The 19,233-nt window shown below is 40.6% G+C and carries 20 protein-coding genes; 11 read left to right on the top strand and 9 right to left on the bottom strand.

Features of this window, described 5'->3' with window-relative positions; genetic code table 11:
• Positions 1–21 precede the first annotated feature (21 nt).
• Entirely contained in the window at positions 22–1,200 is a 1,179-nt protein-coding gene (locus AC6UDD_RS00185; RefSeq protein WP_500717293.1) for an NAD(P)/FAD-dependent oxidoreductase, read from the bottom strand.
• Between the two features lie 260 nt (positions 1,201–1,460).
• Here AC6UDD_RS00185 and hdcA point away from each other — a divergent pair, with 260 nt between their 5' ends.
• A complete protein-coding gene (gene hdcA, locus AC6UDD_RS00190; RefSeq protein WP_500717296.1) occupies positions 1,461–2,396 on the top strand; it encodes a histidine decarboxylase, pyruvoyl type in 936 nt (311 codons plus the stop codon).
• An 8-nt stretch (positions 2,397–2,404) separates the two neighbouring features.
• On the opposite strand, the gene AC6UDD_RS00195 is transcribed toward hdcA, so the two are convergent.
• A complete protein-coding gene (locus AC6UDD_RS00195) occupies positions 2,405–3,073 on the bottom strand; it encodes an MmcQ protein (protein WP_500717299.1) in 669 nt (222 codons plus the stop codon).
• A 42-nt stretch (positions 3,074–3,115) separates the two neighbouring features.
• Between AC6UDD_RS00195 and hdcB the strand changes: the two genes are divergently transcribed.
• From hdcB to AC6UDD_RS00210, 3 genes are all read left to right on the top strand, one after another.
• Complete coding sequence (gene hdcB / locus AC6UDD_RS00200; RefSeq protein ID WP_500717302.1) at positions 3,116–3,637, top strand: histidine decarboxylase maturation protein HdcB; 522 nt, start codon at positions 3,116–3,118, stop codon at positions 3,635–3,637.
• 12 nt (positions 3,638–3,649) lie between these two features.
• On the top strand, positions 3,650–4,195 hold the full coding sequence (locus AC6UDD_RS00205) for a GNAT family N-acetyltransferase (protein WP_500717304.1): 546 nt from the start codon (positions 3,650–3,652) through the stop codon (positions 4,193–4,195).
• Positions 4,196–4,352: 157 nt separating this feature from the next.
• A complete protein-coding gene (locus tag AC6UDD_RS00210) occupies positions 4,353–5,537 on the top strand; it encodes an aminotransferase-like domain-containing protein (RefSeq protein WP_500693281.1) in 1,185 nt (394 codons plus the stop codon).
• A gap of 76 nt (positions 5,538–5,613) precedes the next feature.
• Here the strand turns inward: AC6UDD_RS00210 and AC6UDD_RS00215 are convergent, their stop codons facing one another.
• Both AC6UDD_RS00215 and AC6UDD_RS00220 read right to left on the bottom strand, forming a co-directional pair.
• A complete protein-coding gene (locus AC6UDD_RS00215; RefSeq protein WP_500717306.1) occupies positions 5,614–7,629 on the bottom strand; it encodes an LTA synthase family protein in 2,016 nt (671 codons plus the stop codon).
• A 134-nt stretch (positions 7,630–7,763) separates the two neighbouring features.
• Positions 7,764–8,711 (bottom strand): NAD(P)H-dependent flavin oxidoreductase, encoded by a 948-nt coding sequence (locus AC6UDD_RS00220; protein ID WP_500717308.1) that lies wholly within the window; start codon positions 8,709–8,711, stop codon positions 7,764–7,766.
• Positions 8,712–8,936: 225 nt separating this feature from the next.
• On the opposite strand from AC6UDD_RS00220, the gene AC6UDD_RS00225 reads away from it, so the two are divergent.
• A complete protein-coding gene (locus AC6UDD_RS00225) occupies positions 8,937–9,848 on the top strand; it encodes an alpha/beta hydrolase (RefSeq protein WP_500717311.1) in 912 nt (303 codons plus the stop codon).
• 878 nt (positions 9,849–10,726) lie between these two features.
• On the opposite strand, the gene AC6UDD_RS00230 is transcribed toward AC6UDD_RS00225, so the two are convergent.
• From AC6UDD_RS00230 to AC6UDD_RS00240, 3 genes are all read right to left on the bottom strand, one after another.
• Positions 10,727–11,725: a LacI family DNA-binding transcriptional regulator gene (locus AC6UDD_RS00230; protein ID WP_500717313.1), complete on the bottom strand. Its 999-nt coding sequence runs from the start codon at positions 11,723–11,725 to the stop codon at positions 10,727–10,729.
• A 1,145-nt stretch (positions 11,726–12,870) separates the two neighbouring features.
• Entirely contained in the window at positions 12,871–13,650 is a 780-nt protein-coding gene (locus AC6UDD_RS00235; RefSeq protein ID WP_500717315.1) for a hypothetical protein, read from the bottom strand.
• A gap of 147 nt (positions 13,651–13,797) precedes the next feature.
• Positions 13,798–14,112, bottom strand: a complete 315-nt coding sequence (locus AC6UDD_RS00240) for a TetR/AcrR family transcriptional regulator C-terminal domain-containing protein (protein ID WP_500706157.1) — start codon at positions 14,110–14,112, stop codon at positions 13,798–13,800.
• Positions 14,113–14,767: 655 nt separating this feature from the next.
• On the opposite strand from AC6UDD_RS00240, the gene AC6UDD_RS00245 reads away from it, so the two are divergent.
• From AC6UDD_RS00245 to AC6UDD_RS00270, 6 genes are all read left to right on the top strand, one after another.
• The gene (locus AC6UDD_RS00245) at positions 14,768–16,030 is read left to right on the top strand and encodes a LysM peptidoglycan-binding domain-containing protein (RefSeq protein WP_500717317.1); all 1,263 of its coding nucleotides are present in this window, start codon (positions 14,768–14,770) and stop codon (positions 16,028–16,030) included.
• Positions 16,031–16,098: 68 nt separating this feature from the next.
• Complete coding sequence (locus AC6UDD_RS00250; RefSeq protein WP_500717320.1) at positions 16,099–16,458, top strand: hypothetical protein; 360 nt, start codon at positions 16,099–16,101, stop codon at positions 16,456–16,458.
• Positions 16,459–16,498: 40 nt separating this feature from the next.
• Positions 16,499–16,693 (top strand): hypothetical protein, encoded by a 195-nt coding sequence (locus AC6UDD_RS00255; RefSeq protein WP_500717322.1) that lies wholly within the window; start codon positions 16,499–16,501, stop codon positions 16,691–16,693.
• Complete coding sequence (locus tag AC6UDD_RS00260; RefSeq protein ID WP_500717324.1) at positions 16,686–17,153, top strand: zinc ribbon domain-containing protein; 468 nt, start codon at positions 16,686–16,688, stop codon at positions 17,151–17,153. Before AC6UDD_RS00255 ends, AC6UDD_RS00260 begins: the two co-directional genes overlap by 8 nt.
• Positions 17,143–17,766 (top strand): hypothetical protein, encoded by a 624-nt coding sequence (locus AC6UDD_RS00265; RefSeq protein WP_500717327.1) that lies wholly within the window; start codon positions 17,143–17,145, stop codon positions 17,764–17,766. Before AC6UDD_RS00260 ends, AC6UDD_RS00265 begins: the two co-directional genes overlap by 11 nt.
• A 51-nt stretch (positions 17,767–17,817) precedes the next feature.
• Entirely contained in the window at positions 17,818–18,537 is a 720-nt protein-coding gene (locus AC6UDD_RS00270) for a hypothetical protein (protein ID WP_500717329.1), read from the top strand.
• A gap of 76 nt (positions 18,538–18,613) precedes the next feature.
• Here AC6UDD_RS00270 and AC6UDD_RS00275 read toward each other — a convergent pair whose 3' ends face one another.
• Positions 18,614–18,913, bottom strand: a complete 300-nt coding sequence (locus tag AC6UDD_RS00275; RefSeq protein ID WP_500717332.1) for a type II toxin-antitoxin system YafQ family toxin — start codon at positions 18,911–18,913, stop codon at positions 18,614–18,616.
• Positions 18,903–19,181: a type II toxin-antitoxin system RelB/DinJ family antitoxin gene (locus tag AC6UDD_RS00280; RefSeq protein ID WP_500717335.1), complete on the bottom strand. Its 279-nt coding sequence runs from the start codon at positions 19,179–19,181 to the stop codon at positions 18,903–18,905. The genes AC6UDD_RS00275 and AC6UDD_RS00280 overlap by 11 nt, the downstream gene beginning before the upstream one ends.
• Positions 19,182–19,233 lie beyond the last annotated feature (52 nt).

Below are 19,233 nucleotides of genomic sequence, written 5' to 3' on the forward strand. Positions count from 1 at the left end.
ATAGTTCCTCCTTAAATCAATTTAACTTTCTAACATGGTCCGAATGTTTCCGAGTTCAAGGCCGTTCTTCTTAAAGATCATGTTCTTAAAGATTGGGACAATCCATCCCTTTAACTTAAAGGTCATACCAAACATGTAAATTTCGGCAATCCCACTGTATGGTCCAAGTGAACAAACGGTTCCCATTGATTTGTAGTCGAACTTAATGGCGGGTTTACCATTTAGTTTGTTTAAGAAATCATTGACGGCAACGTCGGCTTCGTAAATGGAGATCTGACCAGTCGTTGGAAACATCCGACCGGACTTATCATCTTTAACGGCTGAGACGTCACCAATGATGTACTGGTTAGGGAAGTCGTCTAAGCTCATGTTCGTGTTAACGGCAACCCGGTTTCGTTTTTCGTTTGGATACTGTGAATCAGGAATAACGTCAGATCCCTTTACTCCAGCGGTCCAGAAGACTAAGTGAGACGGGATAAACTTATTATCTTTACCATAATAAGCACCATCGGCCGTAATCTTTGACACCGTGTCACCCATGATGAACTTAACGCCCTTCTTTTCAAGGAAGTGTTGGGCGTAGTCACCGAGTTTTTTGTTAAACATTGGCAAAAAGCCCGGAGCAATACAGGTGATTTTGAACTCTTCTTTTTTGAAACCATACTTTTTGGCCCATTTTGGCACCATGTGCACGAGATCCCCTAAAAGTTCGATACCAGTAAAACCACCGCCGACCACCACGATGTTCAAGAGCTTAGCGTCCTTAAACTCATCGTAGGCATCCAGGGTGGTTTGAATCTTCTTGTAGTCAGCAACTGAGTTATCAATGTCACTGATCTGAAGCCCAAACTCGTCAGCACCAGGGGTGCCAAACGTTTCGGGCTCAAATCCAAGCGCATTAAACAGATAGTCGTAACTTAAATCCCCGTTGTTTTTCGTTTGAACCGTGTTATCTTTACCATTTACTTTAATAACTTCATCCTCTATGAAATGAACCTTAGGATTGATCATGTCGGTAATTCTAAACATGAGTCGTTCTGGTGCTTCATCTCCTGATGCGACCTTGTAGAGGCCGGTAGAGTCATAATGATAAGCATTTTTATTAACCAAGGTAATGTCTAGATCGGCCTTACTCTTAGCTAAAAGCTTGCAAGCCCTTAATCCAGCGAATCCACCGCCTAGTATTAAGACTTTTTTCATTATTAGGATCTCCTTTCAATACACACCTATTATTGTGTAAATCTTAACATTATTTTAACGCTAATGCTGACATTGTGTCACTCTTTTTGTGAAGAAATTTTAAGAAAATATTAATTGGTTAATAAGAACGGAAAATGAAACCGTTTTCTAACCGTCGTTTGGGCATTAATAGGTGATGATCCTTGCAAGTAATTTTGAGTTAGGTGATTATGAACGTAGTTTCAAAAGCAAATAAATTTTCCGTTTATAGGGAGCACAAAATGGCTAAAATTGACAAAATTTTAAATCAAGAGGGCATTGACCGCATTGCGATTAGTCCCTATCAAAAATACTCACGGGGTTACATGGAGCCAGGTAATCTGGGGACTGGTTATGTTACCGGCCTAAAGGTTGACGCCGGGACCCGTGAAAAGACGGACGATGGCATCCTAGATGGAATCGTGTCATACGACCGAGCCGAGTGTAAGAACGCCTACATCGGCCAGATTAACATGATGACGGCCTCCAGCTTTACGGGCGTTCAGGGTCACATTCTGGGATATGATTTGTTGAGAAATCCGGAAGTCGATCGGGCGCAACCGTTGTTTGAGGTGACCCAGTGGGACGGTTCGAAGCTACCAATCTACGACGGCAAACCACTGCAGGATTCCCTGGTAGAATTCTTTGGGACGGCCGACAATCGTCGGCACTACCCGGCTCCGGGGAGCTTCATTATTTGTGCCAACAAGGGCGTGACCGCCGAACGACCAATTGAAGACCGTCCACTAAAACCGGGTGAAAGTTACGGAGTTTGGTCCGCCATTGCCATTTCAATTGCGAAGGATCCCGTTCATAATTCCTCTATGTTCATTGAGGATGCCGGAACCTGGAACACGCCCAACGAGGACGACCTCGGTGAATTCTTGGGCAGAAGAAGAGAAGCCATCGCTCGTTCCATTGCCCAGTGTGGTCAAGACGCTGGGACATCATTTGCCAGTTCGTGGATTGGCTTTGCCCACGTCATGATGAAACCAGGTGAGATTGGCAACGCGATCACTGTCGGACCTTACTTTTCGATCCCAGTTGATGCGGTTCCTGGCGGTTCGATTTTGACTCCAGACGTTGACATGAAAATCATGGAAGACCTGAGTCTGCCAAAATGGCTTGAAAAAATGAACTACCAGTCAATTGTCGCAGATCAAAATATTCAGTATTAATGTTGCGGTTATTTGAGAATCCGACTTAGAGATTCAGGAACGTGGCGCGGTCCCCTGACGGCCTTGACACCGTGCTTCTTTAGGACGTCCGCGTTAAATTCATCAGGATTAAATCTAGTAAGTAAATGAAGTGACATAACGTAGTGCATGGTGATGTTTTCATCGTGGTAGTAGTGAGGCTGGTTCACCTCGATGGCCACACACTTATACGTGATGGCGGCCACTGGTGCCGTCACGTAGATGTAAACTAGGTCACCGACGTGAATGTGAGTGGTTTGTTTCCACATGATGGTACCGGTTTTGGCGAAGTCTTTTTCTAAGTCAAAGTATTTTTGATTGGCGGGGATAAGCCACTTCGTCCCCGTTTTAACTGGGGCGTAGTCGAAACACTGTTGTGCAATCTTTTTTAAGATGGCAGTGTATTTCTGCCTGATGATGCTGGCAAAGCCACCATCTGGGTTAGTGACCCGGAAGTTAGTGTATTCGGCGTGGTAATCATCGTCGATTACTTTTCCACGGACTTCTCCATTTTGCTTAACGGTAATGGTGACCGAAAAGTTGGTTTGTGGGAGATGGGTGGTGTACTTTAGGGAGTGATTTTGTTTCCTAAAACCAAACCGAATCAGTTTAGAAAAATTGGGTTTGAGATTAGTAAAGAGTTGTTCTTCAATTTTCATGATTTACTCCTTATTTATGTATATAAGAGAAAGGTAATAAAAATGCACACTGGTTTAAATCAGTTTCATGGATTAAAAGCGATGATTGGCTCAGAGTTTGACCAATATTTAATTGACCATTTGGCAAAGAAACGGGTCAGAGGATTATTGGTTAATCAGAAAGATTCCGAGACGACCGTCCTGGTCACCACCGGGAACGAATTGATGATTTTTATAAACGCAGCTGGTACTTTCTCAGACCGTTGCTATCCCCAAGCCATGATTGAAAAGATGACGTTTGTAAGCGGAGTACCCAGTGGCGCCTTGAAGTTTCAGATTAAAAATCAAAAGTTTAACTACCAAAACGTTGGATATGGCCGTGTCTACGATTTTACGCAGTCCATTTTAAAACGAAAGCTGACGGCTGCCAAATACGACCATACGATTCGTGGTGAAAGTAATTACCTCACAAACGTTGACCACGGAAAAGAAGTGGACCGCTTGCGAGTTGCCATGCAGACCGGCCAACTGAGTCAGAATGAATACGACGATTTAAACGGCTCAATTTCAAAGGCCGGAAAGTAGGGAAGTGATGAAATGAGAACCTACCGGGTTGATAAAGAGATTGAGTTGCGTCTTCCAGACCATCCAGAAGACGCAAAATTGGTCTATCAGTTAGTAAAGGGGTCACGCGCAATCCTTTCAAAGTGGTTGCCGTGGGCTGATTCGATGCAATCAGTTGCCCAGGAGCAGCAATTTTTACACCAAACTTTAACCCATTATCGGTTAGGAAAGTCAGTTAACTTATTAATTATTTATCAGGATCAAATTGCTGGGATGATCAGTTTTAATTCGTTTGATCATGACCAAAAAAGCACGGAGATTGGTTACTGGCTGGGCAATCAATTTACCGAGAAGGGGATCGTTTACCGGGCGCTTAACTTCATGATTGGCTTAGGTTTTCGTGATTATCAGTTGAATCAGATCCATGTTAAAGTGGCCGTTGATAATAAGCGGAGTAATGCTGTTGCAAAACGTGCTGGATTTCGGCTGGAACGGGTCATTACCAATGGAATTCTCATTAACGGCGTAGGCCATGACGAAAATGATTGGGTGAAAAATCCCAACGAATCTAAGGTTTGAGACACCGCACGCATTAGGTCATTTAGATACGTGATAGCGACGCATTTAAGCTGAATGTACTATACTAATAGTGTAATGCACTAATAGTGTAATGCTTTAATTACAGTGAACTTTTAAATAATAACTACCAAATGTTTAGTACGGTGAGGCGATTAAAATGGAATTTAGATACGCAAGCGGTGTGCCAGCTCATGTTAGTACGGTAACTTCAGATCTTTTTAAGGCGGCTTCCGATCCCAAGGTGATTTCATTAGGTGGTGGAATGCCAGCTCCGGAGTTATTCCCGGTTTCAGAGATCCAAAAGGCCGCAAACCAGGTTTTTGAACAGTATGGGCAAACGGTTCTGCAGTACTCGCAGTCGCTTGGTTACGAAAAACTAAGACAGCAGATTGTGGCCATTATGAAAGAACGCCACGTTGACACAACGGTTGCTAACGTTGGCATCGTGACGGGGTCGGAACAGGCCATTGACATTGTTTCCAGGATGTTGATTAATCCTGGTGATGTGGTTTTGACCGAGGATCCAACCTACCTCTCAGCCATCGACGTTTTTAAGTCCTATGGTGCCAAAATCGTTGGCATTCCCATGGACGAGGACGGGATGGAGACAGATGCCTTAGAACGGTTAATCAAAAAATACCCGCAGGCCAAGTTTATCTACACGATTCCCAATTTCCAGAATCCAACTGGACGGACCATGACGGAAGAGCGGCGGAAGAAGTTAGTTCAGATTGGTAAAGAGGCTGGGATTCCAATCCTAGAAGACGACCCATACGGTGCCATTCGTTACGCAGGAAAGTACTTACCACCACTCAAACACTTTGACCACGACGGTGGGGTAATCTATCTGAGTTCTTTTTCCAAGATTCTAGCACCGGGACTTCGTCTGGGGTGGATTGATGCACCATTAAACTTTATGGACAAGTTCATCCTGTTTAAACAAAATGCCGATTTACATACGGATAACTTAACCCAGTACATCGTGTCCCAGTACTTAGATGACGTGGATATTAACGACCACATCAAGAAGATTACCGATACCTACGAGCATCGGGCTAATCTGATGATGGACCGCATTGATAAGTACTTCCCAAAGAACGTGCGCCATAGTCATCCTGAAGGTGGAATGTTCATCTGGGTTGAAGTTCCCGGAGTGAACACGGAGGAACTGTATCAGACTTGTTTAAAAAACAACGTGGTGTTTGTTCCTGGGTCCTCCTTTTACGCGGGTAAGGTGAAACCAGGGACCTTCCGCTTAAACTTTTCTAACATGAATGACGATGAGATCGATGAAGGAATTAAACGGATGGCAACGGCCATTTCACAGGTATTAAATAAATAAAAGACTAAAATAGCACCTAACTCATGTGAGTTAAATGCTATTTTTATTTGTCCAGGGAAGCTAAACTCGTTGACTTTTAGCCCAACTGTTTCTCAAGTTGTTTTTCCCGGTTCAATTCATGGTTGTAGTGGTAATCTTTTGGATTAACTGGCTTAAAGCCCTTGGGATGATAGAAACGCAATAGGTTATCCTTGTTTAACTTGTCCGACAGTTCCAGTTCAGTGTTAACCTTATTCTGATTTTGGTTAATCTGGGATTGTTGCTGCTTATCCGGATGAATTGGTCGTTTGGTCTTATTATCGTAAACCGTGCCGTTTGCGGAGGTGTACTTGGGTGAGACCCAGTCACGGTTTCTAAAGGCGACTACCTGATCGTGTTGCTTGGAGAAGAGGTCGGTTCCAAACTGAACGTATGGCTTGGAATTAATTCCGAGAAGATGGAGAACCGTTGGTAGCACGTCGATCTCACCGCCGTACGTGTGGTGGATTTTCCCACCAGTAGTTCCTGGAATGTTAATCATAAATGGAACCTTCTGGATTTGGCTGTGATCAAAAGCATTCCAGTCGTTTGGTTTGACGCCTAAAAGCGGTGCCAAACTCCGTTCATCTTGGTCCATCAAACCATAGTGGTCACCGTAGATGATAATCATTGAGTTCTTGTCGAGTCCCGTCTGATGCAGGTAGTCGTAAAATTCTTTGACGGACTGGTCGAGGTAGTGGGCGGTGACAAAGTAGTTATTGACCTCGGGATTGTCAGTGTTGGTGGTCTTAAAGTGCATCTGTTTTTGGTCTTTTTGGTCCAGAACGTACGGGAGATGATTGGTGACCGTCAAGTACTTGACGTAGAAGGGTTGTTGAAGGTTCTCTAAGTACTTGTTGGAATCTTGAAACAGATACTTGTCCTTTAAGCCCATGCCTTCGGTCCGATCGCCCTTCATGTTGTAGTCCTTGGAACTAAAGAAATATTGAAAGCCAAGCCGTTTGTAGGTGTTGTTACGGTTGTAGAAATTGGCGTCGTTACCATGGAAAACGGCGGACGTGTAGTTTTGCTGCTGTTTCAAAATAGCGGGAGCCGCCTGAAAGGTATTGTCGTTTCCGTACTGAGAGAACAAGGAGCCCTCAGGAAGTCCGTACGTGCTGGTTTCAAGCATGTTTTCGGCATCGGCCGTTCGTCCCTGCCCGACTTGGTGATAGAAGTTATCAAATGAGTCAGTTGACTGACTATGGTAAATTTTATTCAGAAAAGGCGTTACCTCCTTGCCATTAACCTTTTTGTCGATCAAGAACTGTTGAAAACTTTCTAGGTGAATGACAATCACGTTTTTACCGCGAGCTTTCCCGTACATTTCGGGATTCGGGGCAGCATAGTGTTTTTTTGTAAAGCCTAAAATGTCATTTAGATCTGATTTCTTAGCGGTCGAACGCGCGATGTTGGTCTGAATGGACTTGGTCCAGTCATAGACGGTGTAGTTGTCGATTCCGATGTATTTCACGATGTCATTCTGCTTGCTTTGCGTACTTGACTGAGCGAACAGGTTGGGATTATCGATGTGAGTAAGAAAAAGGTTGAGAAACAAAAAGATAATTCCGACCAGGGTGGTTAGTAAGCTAAACCTAAGCTTCAAAGGCTTTTTGTCGATTTTAATAACACGAAATACCAGTAACAGGATAATCACGATTAAATCAATCCAGTATAAGGCGTCCCATTTGTTGATAAGGGCGGTCGCACTGGTAATTAATCCACCGTTTAAGTTGGAATGACCGGTTGTCATCGTGTCGGCGGTCATAAAGCCCAGAAAACCCCGGAAGTAGACGATGTTTATGTACAGTAAGACGGTGTTTAAGAAGTCAATGAAGATGATAAAAGGATAAAAGAGCTTCGCGGGCTTGAAATACAACGCCAGACTCAACGTGATGATGGTTGCGGCCAGAGGATTTATCAGTAAAATGATGTGCTGCATGCGGCTCGCTGGAATGAGGTAAAAGACGTGGTAGTAAGCGTAGACGGTCTTGAACCAGAACAGAGCCACTAGTAACAAGAAGAACCCGATGCGGGTATTAAAGATGTTGAGAATTTTCTTAATGATTTTCAAATTGAACGTTCCTTTGTAAGAATTTATGTAATTTATCACATAGGAAACATCTTATCACATTAAGAATTAGCAAAGTAGAATAAAAAAGCTTCAAATGGCTGATAGACACGCCACTTGAAGCTTTTTATTAAGATTTATTTTTCAAAATCCCGCATCATTTCGTCCACTACTGCTTGAACACTCTTGATGTCATGAATGTTATCAATACCAACGTCAATTGAAATGACACCGTCATCAAGTTTGCCGTCAAGCATGGCAGGACGAACGCCACCGGCCTTGCGGGTTTGTTCGTAGGTGTCTTTGACGCCATTTTGAAACTCCCTGGCCCACTTATCAGCTAGCGGATTCTTGATTGAACGTTGGTTAGGAGATACTAATACTACGTCATCAACCGTCGAGTTGATGATTTTTTCTTTGGCAGCGTCCGAAGTCCGGTTTTCGTCAGTCACAATGAACCGAGTTCCAACGTAGACTCCCTGAGCACCCAGTGCAAAGGCAGCGCGCACACCACGAACGTCCGTGATACCACCAGCGCAAACGACGGGAATGGAGACGGCATCCACAATGCGTGGAATGGTGGTAAACGTCCCAAGGCCGGTCGTTGGAATGATGCCACCTTCATCGTAACCAGTGGCAATCAGGATGTCGACGCCTAATTCTTCAGCTCTTTGAGCGCCCTTAACGGACGGATTGAGTTCGCGAAAGATTAGGGTACTACCGGATTCCTTGATTTCTTTAAAAAGTTTTGGATTGATGACACCAGAAATGATGAAGATGTTAACCCCAGCGTCAAAAGCAGCTCTAAAGGTCTTATCTGGGTAATCAAACTCATCTTCACTTCCGACAATCATGTTGACAGCAAAGGGTTTGTCGGTGAGCTGTTTGGCCTCTTTAATCTGCCTTTTCAGCGTTTCCGTGGCATCTTGAGTGGGACTAGTCTTGCCAGCGTTTGGGCCAAACGTCCCGAGACCACCAGCATTTGAGACCGCGGCGACAAACTTAGCGTCAGTTAGCCAGTTGAGTGACGCCTGAATGATTGGATACTTAATTCCAAGCGTTTTAGTTATTGGACTTGTTTTCAATTTAATTACTCCCTACTTATTATTAGTTAGTTATATCTTACATTTTAGTTGAAAGTTAGCTTGAAGCAAACTAAAACGATTTGTGATTAATATAATGACATTCAAATTAATCTGTAACTCGTCTGAAGCTAGCTAGTTACCGGTGCCACGCGACGCTTAAAAATTAATCATGATTTGAATCGCTCTACCCGTATAATGGCAAGTGTTGCAAAAAGGAGCGAAATTATGAAAAAAAGAAAGCTGAAGCGCTGGCACAAAGTTACAATTGCCATCGTAATTACCGTGATTATTTTAATCTTTGTGGGAACCTACTTCCTGTTTAACTTCGCATTTAAGCGGGGTGGATACAGCACGCAAGTCGGCGAAAAGGTTAACACCACTTGGATTAAAGAACAAAAGCCCCAGATTTGGCACCAAACGAACAAGGGTGGCCTAAAACTCACGGCTTACTACTTACCAGCTAATCAAGCGACGAATAAGACCGTGATCGTAATCCACGGTTACGGAAGTACCGGGCACAAAATGAATAACTACATTAGAATGTTTCATGACGATGGTTATAACGTTCTCGCACCCGATGACGAATCATTTGGGAACAGTCAGGGTGAGTACGCTGGTTACGGGTGGAAAGACCGGTCTGACATTGTGACATGGATGAACATGATTAACCAGAAAATACCGAATGGACGACTTGGCATGTTTGGGATCAGTATGGGAGCGGCGGCCGTTCTGTTTACCCTGCCAAAGGTCCCGCACAACGTTGACTTTGCGATTACCGACTGTGGTTATAACAGTATCTATGATGAGTTGAAATATGAACTGGGAACGTTGTTTCACCTGCCGACCTTCCCAATCTTACCCATTGCCCGCATCTACGGTGATATTTTTGCCAAGTACGACTTCTACGATGCCGACACGAAGCAGACGTTAGCGCATAATCAAATTCCACTATTCATCATTCATGGCAATGCTGATAAGTTTGTTCCCGTAAAAGACGCCTATATCAATTATAAAAACGACCACGGTCCTAAGAAATTGTGGATTGTGAACCACGCGACACACGCCGATTCTTTGAACAAAGAGGGACAGGTCTACGTTAATAAGACGAGGGCGTTCGCTGAAGAGTATTTTAAATAAACAAAAAAACTAGCAAATTATATTTATAAATAATTTGCTAGTTTTGATTCAGAAGCTAATGGCATAGTATTAATGACTAATAATTTAATGCCTTTTTTCATGATTCTCTTTCGCTCTATTTAAGAACCTATTTAGTTTTATTCCTAGGCGGATACACAAGTATAGTACTAAGATAACTAGTAAAATTAGAAGTACTGTTAACAACAAAGTACCAATCATAAAGAATAAATCAAACCAATTTATCATCTTTTTCCCTCCCTTAAATAGAATAATCTAAGTATTACCAAGAATCCAAAAGAAAAAACCCTGGCTTCGCTGAAGAAGTCAGAGCAATTAGGAAGATTCGGCTAGTCAAGTTGACAGTATAGTAGTTTGTGGATGCCTGACGCTTGTGAGTTATCGAGGTTTAAAAAGTATCTATATTAGTTAGGGAGTCCGATAAAAATGTTTCTTAACTAGTCGATGAGAGGAGTATATCACCAAAATAATAAAAAGAGACTAATTATGATTTTAAAATAATCATTAAACAAGAGTTAGGACAGCTGAAGTGATTGGCGCAGATGAGCTTGGCGCTGGTCTAAAGTTTTTTTGAGCCAAAATTAGGCTTAAGATAAGTTTCGTAAACGATTAACTAAACGTGATGGGTGGCGTTTTGGCAGTAAATCTTTCATTATTACTTTGAGTGGGGTTTAAACGACCTATGGTAAGGCATTTTACCGTGTTATTCTTTAGTCGCTCCAAAAAAGATACTTTCACAATGCTTCCTACTTCTGGAGCACACATAGCTTCAAACTCCAAAAAATGCTGCTTCTCAGAAGTGGCACTTTTTATTTATTAGACAAAAACCGGCTCAGCATGGACTTAGTCGGTTACAGATATTATTCAAATTTGGCGTGGACCATGTAGCGTTTTTTACTTGGGTCCACTTTTTTGTTTAAGATGTCGTACATGAGTTGCGCGGCGTATTTTCCCATGGTGTATGCGTCTGTCCTGATACACTTCGTTTTTGGCTGAATTAGGTTAACGATGTTGGAACTCACAAATCCAGTGATGTTTGGAATCTTGTCGCGGTCAATAATGTTGTTACGCAACAACCGGGGCAAAAAGCTTAACAACCACTTTTCCGTTAGGCAGAAAATCAAACTGTTGGGTTGCCTTTTTAATTGGCGAACGATTTCATGATAGGCACGATGAAGTGACGTTTTGGAATAACCGGGCTTGACAATTGTAATATCAGGTTCGGGGTAGACGTATTTAATCCCGGCAACGCGCTCTCTGACGACCTTCATCTCGCTTTCGGCGTTAGTAACCAAGATTAACTTGGAAAGCCCCAGGTTATTTTTAAAGTAGGCGGCGGCTTTCTGAGAAATCGCAAAGTTGTTGATGACGATATTATAAAAAAAGCCATCGTTAATGGATTTATCGGTCAAAATAACGGGGAAACGCGGTTTTAAAAGTTCGGCAATGTCCTTGATGTGACTGTTGACGGGATGAATGATGGCGCCCCTGATGAGGCTAGTATCTAAGGCTAGAAAGAGGTCGCGTTCGTTTTTGTACTTACTGGCGGAATTAATCAGCAAGGGGATGTACTTGTAAATGGACAGTTGGTCCTGGATTCCTTCAAACATCCTGATTGAAAAGGGATCCTCGATGTCTGACACTCCTACCGCAATGATGCTCCCACTGTCATTTTGGCGGCTTAAGCCACGCGCCATTGAGTTAGGAACGTACCCGAGGTGTTTGATTGATCGTTTAATGCGATTCGCCGTGTTCTTGGACATCGAGTTAAGATGGTTGTTTAAGAACCGTGACACGGTGGCCGTTGAAACTTTGGCGTGTTTGGCAACTTCTTTAATGGTGACTCGTTTTTTGTTCATTTCTCATTTCCTCAAATTTTATTTCATAACTGCTAACTGCATGGAATTATCATATCTAATAAAATTATAAAAAGCAAAACGATCTCAATTAAGATTGAAATTAAGGTTATTGTTGTTATAAAATTGAGAAAACGGTTAACCGAGCATGCCTGTATGAGGATTAATGAGAAACATGTTTATTTTAAAAAATAAACATGAAATCAATTGAAGGGCTGGTATGACAGGCAACGGGGCCATTATTTTTAACCGTTCTTAAAGATTAGTGGGATTGTTTACAGTTTGAATAACATGTATCGCTTGTAGAAGGGGTCAAGAAGTTTGAGTGACTTTAGCTGTAATTGATCAACTTAATTTAAACAATTTGCGCAAACGCTTAACCACTTAATTAATTAGATTTTTACGCCATAAAAGGCCGTTATTTATGAAATAACTTGTGGAATTAAAGATTGAGAAGGTGGTTTCATCTCTATAATTAAAGATAAATCAAGTTTCGTTTGCGGGAATTTTGAATGTGAGAAAAGTATTTCATATTAGTCAAAAATAACTAATAACAACAACTTAGATTGTCGTATGTATACATGTCAGGCCACAAGTATTGAGGGATATAAACATAAATAAATATTAAACACATAATGATAAAAAGATCCTGGCGGTTTCTTTAATATCAAATGAGTTAATTTTCGGGTGGGCCATTTCGGAATTAATACTTGTGGAAGATGTGTATCAATTACCGACAATTGGGCATTTATGGCCTGATTGTTTTAATAGTAGGATTGCTGTCACTGATTAGTTTGGTAGCGATTATTGGAGTTTTTTCGTTTTGCGCGGGGTGGTGGGAAATGCATTGCTTAAGCAGGTTTCACGGCCAATAACACTCCCAGTAACAGGTGGAATCTGCGAGACATTTGAGCGAATTGACGGGTTAGTCAATGGTGCTGGTATGCAGAAGAAGAAACGAAAGTGGTCAGAAGCAAATTAAGTCACGATTACGTAGTTCTACTATTGAATAGTGGTATCTAACGAAATAAGTCGAAAACTAATAAGTCACACTATATGTAAGACACTCTAACGTTAGGTATCCAAAAAGGGACTCCCAAGTCAAAAGATTTGGGGGTTCCTTTTTTAGTTATCTTAATTTTTAATTGTTAGTGTCTAAAATGATGTGCTTTTCTTACGCGATACCAGACAAAAGTTCCAATTCCGACAATTAGAATGACAATAATACCACTGATCATCCATCCAGTGTGATCTTTCTTGGTTGATTTGTGGTTCCGCTTGTCTCTTTTAGTCTTTTGGTTCTTGTCATTATGATGCTTATTCTTCTGCTTTTGCTGGTCTTTGGTTTTATTTTGATTGTTACGATTTTTAGTAGCTTGTTCTTTATTTTGTTGCTTGGTTTTATTTGCTTGGTTGGGTTCGTTACTATCAGCGGTTTGTCCCTGGTTATTATTTGCTTGAGAATTACCGTTTTTATTTATCGCTGCGTTTCCGCCACTTGAACCGTTATTCTGTCCATTTGTGGTCGTGCCGTTTGAAGGAGATGTTGCGTTTCCACCCTGATAATTCCCACTCTGTTGTGGCTTATTGAGTGGTTGGTACGCAATGGTGACCGTCATTGACTGACCGGCAGCAGGATAGGTGTTACCACCGTTATCAGCTCGGTTACTTCCGGCAACGTATCCGGGAATGTTTGGAACGTCGTTTGATAGGTCAAGCATACTGTTAGGAGCACCATAGATAACTTTACTGGCACGAATTGGTTGACCAGTTAAAGCATTGACGTACTGGACGACAACTTGACCTTGCACAGTACCTGCCGCGACATTTGAGTCAGCGTAAACCATGTTTGGATGGGTTACAAACAGTCCACCGGCAAACATGGTAGTACCGACTAGAAGTGAAAGAGCGATTTTCTTGATATTCATAATAACCATCCTCGTTATGTATTTTGATATAAAATCCAAGGATAAGTATACATCAAAATAGGGGGGGGTAACTAGTACAGTGAAAAAAAGAACTATTTCCAATTTTAGTGGAAATAGTTCTTTTTTAGTCATAAGCTACTTACCTTTTTAAATCATTAAGGTTATCGGGGTATTCACAAAGAAAAGAAAGGTCACTTTAAAATGCTCTGGGTCTTCTGGAATGGGTTGGGTCATCCAAATTTCAATGATGGAGAGATACATATTGACGCAAAATTCACACGAAAGATTGGTAGAAATATTTTTGTTGTTTGATGACGATTTGTTAAAAATATTTTTCATTGCCCATTCCTTGTAACGCTTTTTTAAAAATTCAGTCCAATGACCACGTAGATTGGGATTATAGAGAATTTTTAAAATCTCTCTTTTATCGTATAAGGCAGGTAGTAAATAATCGGCAATCAACTCAAATGGAGAACGCTCGGTATTGCTGGGGGGGGGTAGCCATGGCCTTTAGGCCACTGATAATAGGATTATCTACTTCACGTTCGATATAAACCAAGATGTCGTCGATACTATTGAAATTATTATAGAAAGTTCCTCTAGACAAGTCTGCCTTTTGGATTACATCGGTGATTCTGATTTCATAAAGTGGCTTTGTGACAGATAACTCTAGAAATGCTTGTGCAATTAAGTGTTTCGTGTTTAAAGCAATCACGGTACCGACTCCTCAAATATTAAGATTTAGTTAAGAATATTATTGTTAAATAATATACATTATGTCTAAATGATAATCACTTTTATGACGAATGTTCAACCCTAAAAGCCGATTATGACAATACTTAGACACCTTGTTCAAAAATTGGGAGTTTGTAAATAATAAAACAAATTGTTAATTTTTAATAAAGCCACTCGTGCTTTTTGTAATTATTTTTTCTAAAACAGAGTGGGAGGTACAAGAGGGGGATGTTTTATGTTGATTAACAATTCTAATTTTGACGTAAAGGTAGATGGTGAAAAGTTAATGGGATAGAAGCTTGCTTCCCTGTTGTATTTAAATAAGCGAATCACTTAAAAGTTGCTTTATGGTTAGAGATAAGTTTTGAAAGGAAGATTAACGATGGAATTTAATAAAAAGAACGTTCTTAAAGGACTATTACTTAGTTCATTAGCACTAGGAGTATTTGTAACAGCTAACACCGCTTCAACGAATGCCTCAACCACGACTGACAATCAAGTTAGTTCGTCAAAAGTTAGTAACAAAAAGGTTATTACCATTCAATGGGGAGATACGGTATCTGGTTACGCTCAAGAGTACAACAGTACTGTAAAGGACATTGCCGACGCCAACCATTTACAAAATGCTAACCTGATTTACGCTGGGTCAAAGATTGTGATTCCAGTAAACTCCCGTAAACCTGGCGAAAGCATTTATTCCGGTTGGAACAACCTCCAAAATGGGGCTGGAAACGTCCAAGCTCGACCAGTTGTCGGAGCTAGTCAGAAAGCCGGAGTTAATGGCCAAAATTCAGCGGCAACTACTAAAACTCCAGCCAAAAATGCTGGTCAAACCACTGGTAACGGAGCAGCAGTTAGTTCAAAAACAGCTGGCAAAACGGTTTCTAACGCACAAATTCCAACTCAATCACAAAAGAATAACGGAACAAGTCAAAGTACCTCAGCCACTCCAACTTACAACGGTGGTTCAGTAACACCATCACAAAATAGCGAAAGTACTAGTAATGGTAATCAAAATACTCCCTCAAATAACAGTGGACAGGTAGCACCATCAAAGGGCGCGAACACTAATCCAGTTCCATCTACTAATAATGGTGGAACAACTACACCGTCACAAAACGGAGGTTCCACAAGTAATGGTGGTTCGACCAGCAATGGTGGAAGCACAACTCCATCCAATCCAGTTAATAACGGTGGAAACACTAACAACGGCGGCCAAGTGACTCCACCTGCTAACAACAACGGTAGTGGAAGTACTGGCAATGGCGGTTCAACTACGCCTACTAATCCATCTAACAACGGTGGCTCAACAAATAATGGAAGCAATACACCAAAACCAGCTTTCACTCCTGATGAAGCTGGTGTCAGAGCTGCTTTACAAGCTAAGGTAGCTTCATTTGGTAAGCCACAAGTTGATAATGATTTTGAATCTACTCACGGAACAATTCACGGTAGTGTCGATGGTTCATTATCAATGATTACTTCTGATCAACAATTAGCTGATTTGATGTGGGAAAATAGTAATGCTTCTTTGATTCAAAACACCTTAAGTCGTATTACTGGTCTTACATTGCAAGGTGTTTCGGTTTCTAGCTCGGATGGACAGGTACATGCCGAATTCACACTCGAATATGAAGCTAAATAGTAATTAATTTAATTAAAAAAGACTAACTGACGTTAGCCCTTTTTACTGATTAGGAGTTTAAAAATATTATGGAAAATCACAATCATTTTTGCCCGTATTGTGGCAAGCCCATTGAGGGTGATCCTGACTTTTGTCCAAACTGTGGGCGTAAACTGACGGGTTCGACCAATTCCAGTAATCAGGGAAATCAAACTAAGGGAGAACAGACCTTTCAGAATGTTTCTCAGTCAGTGAACCATGCCTTTGAAAACATCTCAAAAAAGGTCAGTGGTGACACTGGACATGAACTCAAATACAACTGGATTTATATTCCGGCCTTTGTAATGGTTGCTCTTGTGATAATTGGATTCGGATTCGGGATTTATCATCATCAACGAACTCATCTTAACGGAACTTATACGCATAATACTAAAACGAACTCATCTTAACGGAACTTATACGCATAATACTAATCTTCTAATTACAAACGTGAAGAGTAGAGTTACCTTTAAAGGCAACGGTTTTACTGAAGATGACGGCAAAAAGGGAACTTATAAGATTGATGGTAATAATATTGAGTTGACCGAAAAGAATAATGGCAAAAACAGTACGGTTGAAGGGAAGTTATCTGATAATCGGAAGTTGTTAGATGTGATGGGGATGAAATATACCAAAGATGAATAATGATAAAAAATTTTGTCCCAATTGTGGTAAGCCGATTAGTGGTGATGCTGAATTCTGTCCTAACTGTGGTTATCGGTTAGCCAATTCAACCAGTAGTGGTGCTACTTCTGAAAAGTTTAAGAGAAAAACAAATGAAATCGAGTTCGTTTGGATTACTTCGGCATTGTTATTAGCTGGAATGGTCGGATTGGCCATCTATTCTTATTATAGAACTCATATACCTCAGCTAAGTGGTACTTACACGGATCGTAATAATAATTTGGCTGTTAAAGTTAGACCGCGATTTACGTTTAAGGGAACAAATTTTACTGAACAAAACGGTCGAACTGGAACCTACACTATTGATGGGAATAAGATTAAATTTTCTGAAAATGAAGGCACTACTGGAACTGGAAGACTTTTCAACAATAAAAAATCAATTAAAGTTTCGGGGGAGACGTATATAAAAGATGAAAACTAAAAAAATTATGTTAATGGGTATCACCGCCTTGAGTGTTCTAACCCTTGCTGGATGTGGTGCTTCTAAAAAGGACAGTCCTAAAAAGGAATCGTCGAGTTCTTCCAGGGTGGTTAAACACAAGCAAGAGACTGCGCCTAAAAAGGCAACGACCAGTAAGTCTGATACTAAGACTGCAGCTCCTAAAGTGGCCGCAATGAACCTGAGTCAGATTCAGTCCGGTGATTACAGTAGCATTTCCGGTCAGTGGAAAGAAGTCGGTCACATTGAAAATAATGTGGGTGGTTCTGGTACTCAAGGACCAACTGTTCAACCTGGTGGAACTGACAACTTGAGTGTTACTAAAGATGAAATTTCAAACAGTGATATCAAGATGAACGCTAATTCGTTAACCGACAATAGTGGGTCACATTCATTAACTTATAAGGAAAATAATGGTTCGTTGGTTGCTTCGCTTCAAGACGAAGACACACCAATTAATTGGTCAGTCAGTTTCTTTCCCAAGGGAACCACAACTTCTTACACGTCTAACGGCAAAACCAATGACACTGATATGATTGTGATTTGGACCAGTAATAACAATCACACGGTGGTTTATGGACGGAGTGGCAACTAAGGAAGAGAGAAATGGACAAAAAAATAAAAATACCCGGCAAATACAAGTTATTTGAATTCACCGGACTTCCAGATTTTGCGCATTCTGAAAAAGGGCGAGGAAATCACCAGGAATTATGTTCAAACTGAATCACAAGACGGCACTTACTTGGTGCTTTTAAACTTCGTTAAATGGATAATGATTGTTTTAGGATTCTTCTTTTTGGTGGCAGATGGTTTGGGAATTCTGTTCTGGATTTTAGCCTTTTTAATGCGTAAAAAGGGACTCTTTCCTAACATGGTGAGAAAAAACTTAGCCAATGCTAGAAACACTTATTTGGATTATTACTATCAATATATGGATAAATTGATTAATAATTTGGTAAATCAATTAGGATTGAATGACGGTTTTTGGCGTAGCTTTAAAACTGATAATCAGACCATTATTTATTATGATAAGGGATTTATGTATTTTGAATTGGATAAAGACCTGTTAGTAATCTACAACAAAGATAACATTAAAGAAGTCAGTCGTGAGCGGGTTCATACTGGTTCGCAGACCACTTCTAACTCTGGCACGGTTGGTGGAGCAATACCACTACAAATTAAAAATATTAACTTTGCGGTCGGTGGTGCTAGTACGACCACCAATGGAACGACGAGCGATGTCTATGAATGGCATTTTGATATTTTGACTGATTTTGCATTTTATCCGAAAGTTTCATTTGTATTACCAGATTCTCAAGCAATTGAAGACTTCATCGGCAAGGCGTATGCGGTGTTGAGACCATAACTTATTATAATTAAAGGAAAGACCTTTCACTTGACGTTGTTTATTCAGGTGAAAGGTCTTTCCCTTAATGGAATATTTAGTTTAAAATATTATGTCTTCCTGTTGCTACTAGTAAAAGTATTAATTCATTTTTATTCAGTTTATATATGACAATCCAGTTATCAGATGCTTTTTGGGAACTTTTGTATCGTGATGGATGAAATTCTCGATATCCTCTCCATTTTCCCTTTAAAGAATGATCTTTTATTTTATTGAGTGTAACAGTATCATTATTTATTATTGCTTTTAGGCAAGGTTTTAAAAGTTTGATTGGGAAATGTTTTTTAGCTAATTTTTTTACTTCTCTTTCAAAGCTTTTGGTCGTCTTAATCCTCATTTATTTTATCTATCCAAGCATCAAAATCACTTAACGATCCAATTGTTGTTACATTATTATTTTCAGCATCTTTTTTAGCTTTTTTAGCTTCAGGGGAATCAAGGAAACTAACTAATTGGACTTCATTATTAGCCGCTTTAACTAAAGCAAGTCTCATAAATTCTGAAATAGTTAATCCTTGCTTGGCTAAGTTCTTTTTGGCGCGATTTCCAACGTTTGTAGTGACCCTAGTTGATACGGTTTTATCTTTAATTATTGCGTTACTCATTATAATATTCCTCCAATCGTTATTAATGTTTACTTTCGTACTACATTATACA

It is taken from the genome of Fructilactobacillus sp. X2R1C3, from assembly GCF_059901425.1.

Bases quoted from the DNA above. Each gene is read 5' to 3' on its own strand.
- AC6UDD_RS00185 (WP_500717293.1), bottom strand. From the start codon at position 1,200: ATGAAAAAAGTCTTAATACTAGGCGGTGGATTCGCTGGATTAAGGGCT.
- hdcA (WP_500717296.1), top strand. From the start codon at position 1,461: ATGGCTAAAATTGACAAAATTTTAAATCAAGAGGGCATTGACCGCATT.
- AC6UDD_RS00195 (WP_500717299.1), bottom strand. From the start codon at position 3,073: ATGAAAATTGAAGAACAACTCTTTACTAATCTCAAACCCAATTTTTCT.
- hdcB (WP_500717302.1), top strand. From the start codon at position 3,116: ATGCACACTGGTTTAAATCAGTTTCATGGATTAAAAGCGATGATTGGC.
- AC6UDD_RS00205 (WP_500717304.1), top strand. From the start codon at position 3,650: ATGAGAACCTACCGGGTTGATAAAGAGATTGAGTTGCGTCTTCCAGAC.
- AC6UDD_RS00210 (WP_500693281.1), top strand. From the start codon at position 4,353: ATGGAATTTAGATACGCAAGCGGTGTGCCAGCTCATGTTAGTACGGTA.
- AC6UDD_RS00225 (WP_500717311.1), top strand. From the start codon at position 8,937: ATGAAAAAAAGAAAGCTGAAGCGCTGGCACAAAGTTACAATTGCCATC.
- AC6UDD_RS00230 (WP_500717313.1), bottom strand. From the start codon at position 11,725: ATGAACAAAAAACGAGTCACCATTAAAGAAGTTGCCAAACACGCCAAA.
- AC6UDD_RS00235 (WP_500717315.1), bottom strand. From the start codon at position 13,650: ATGAATATCAAGAAAATCGCTCTTTCACTTCTAGTCGGTACTACCATG.
- AC6UDD_RS00245 (WP_500717317.1), top strand. From the start codon at position 14,768: ATGGAATTTAATAAAAAGAACGTTCTTAAAGGACTATTACTTAGTTCA.
- AC6UDD_RS00250 (WP_500717320.1), top strand. From the start codon at position 16,099: ATGGAAAATCACAATCATTTTTGCCCGTATTGTGGCAAGCCCATTGAG.
- AC6UDD_RS00260 (WP_500717324.1), top strand. From the start codon at position 16,686: ATGAATAATGATAAAAAATTTTGTCCCAATTGTGGTAAGCCGATTAGT.
- AC6UDD_RS00265 (WP_500717327.1), top strand. From the start codon at position 17,143: ATGAAAACTAAAAAAATTATGTTAATGGGTATCACCGCCTTGAGTGTT.
- AC6UDD_RS00275 (WP_500717332.1), bottom strand. From the start codon at position 18,913: ATGAGGATTAAGACGACCAAAAGCTTTGAAAGAGAAGTAAAAAAATTA.
- AC6UDD_RS00280 (WP_500717335.1), bottom strand. From the start codon at position 19,181: ATGAGTAACGCAATAATTAAAGATAAAACCGTATCAACTAGGGTCACT.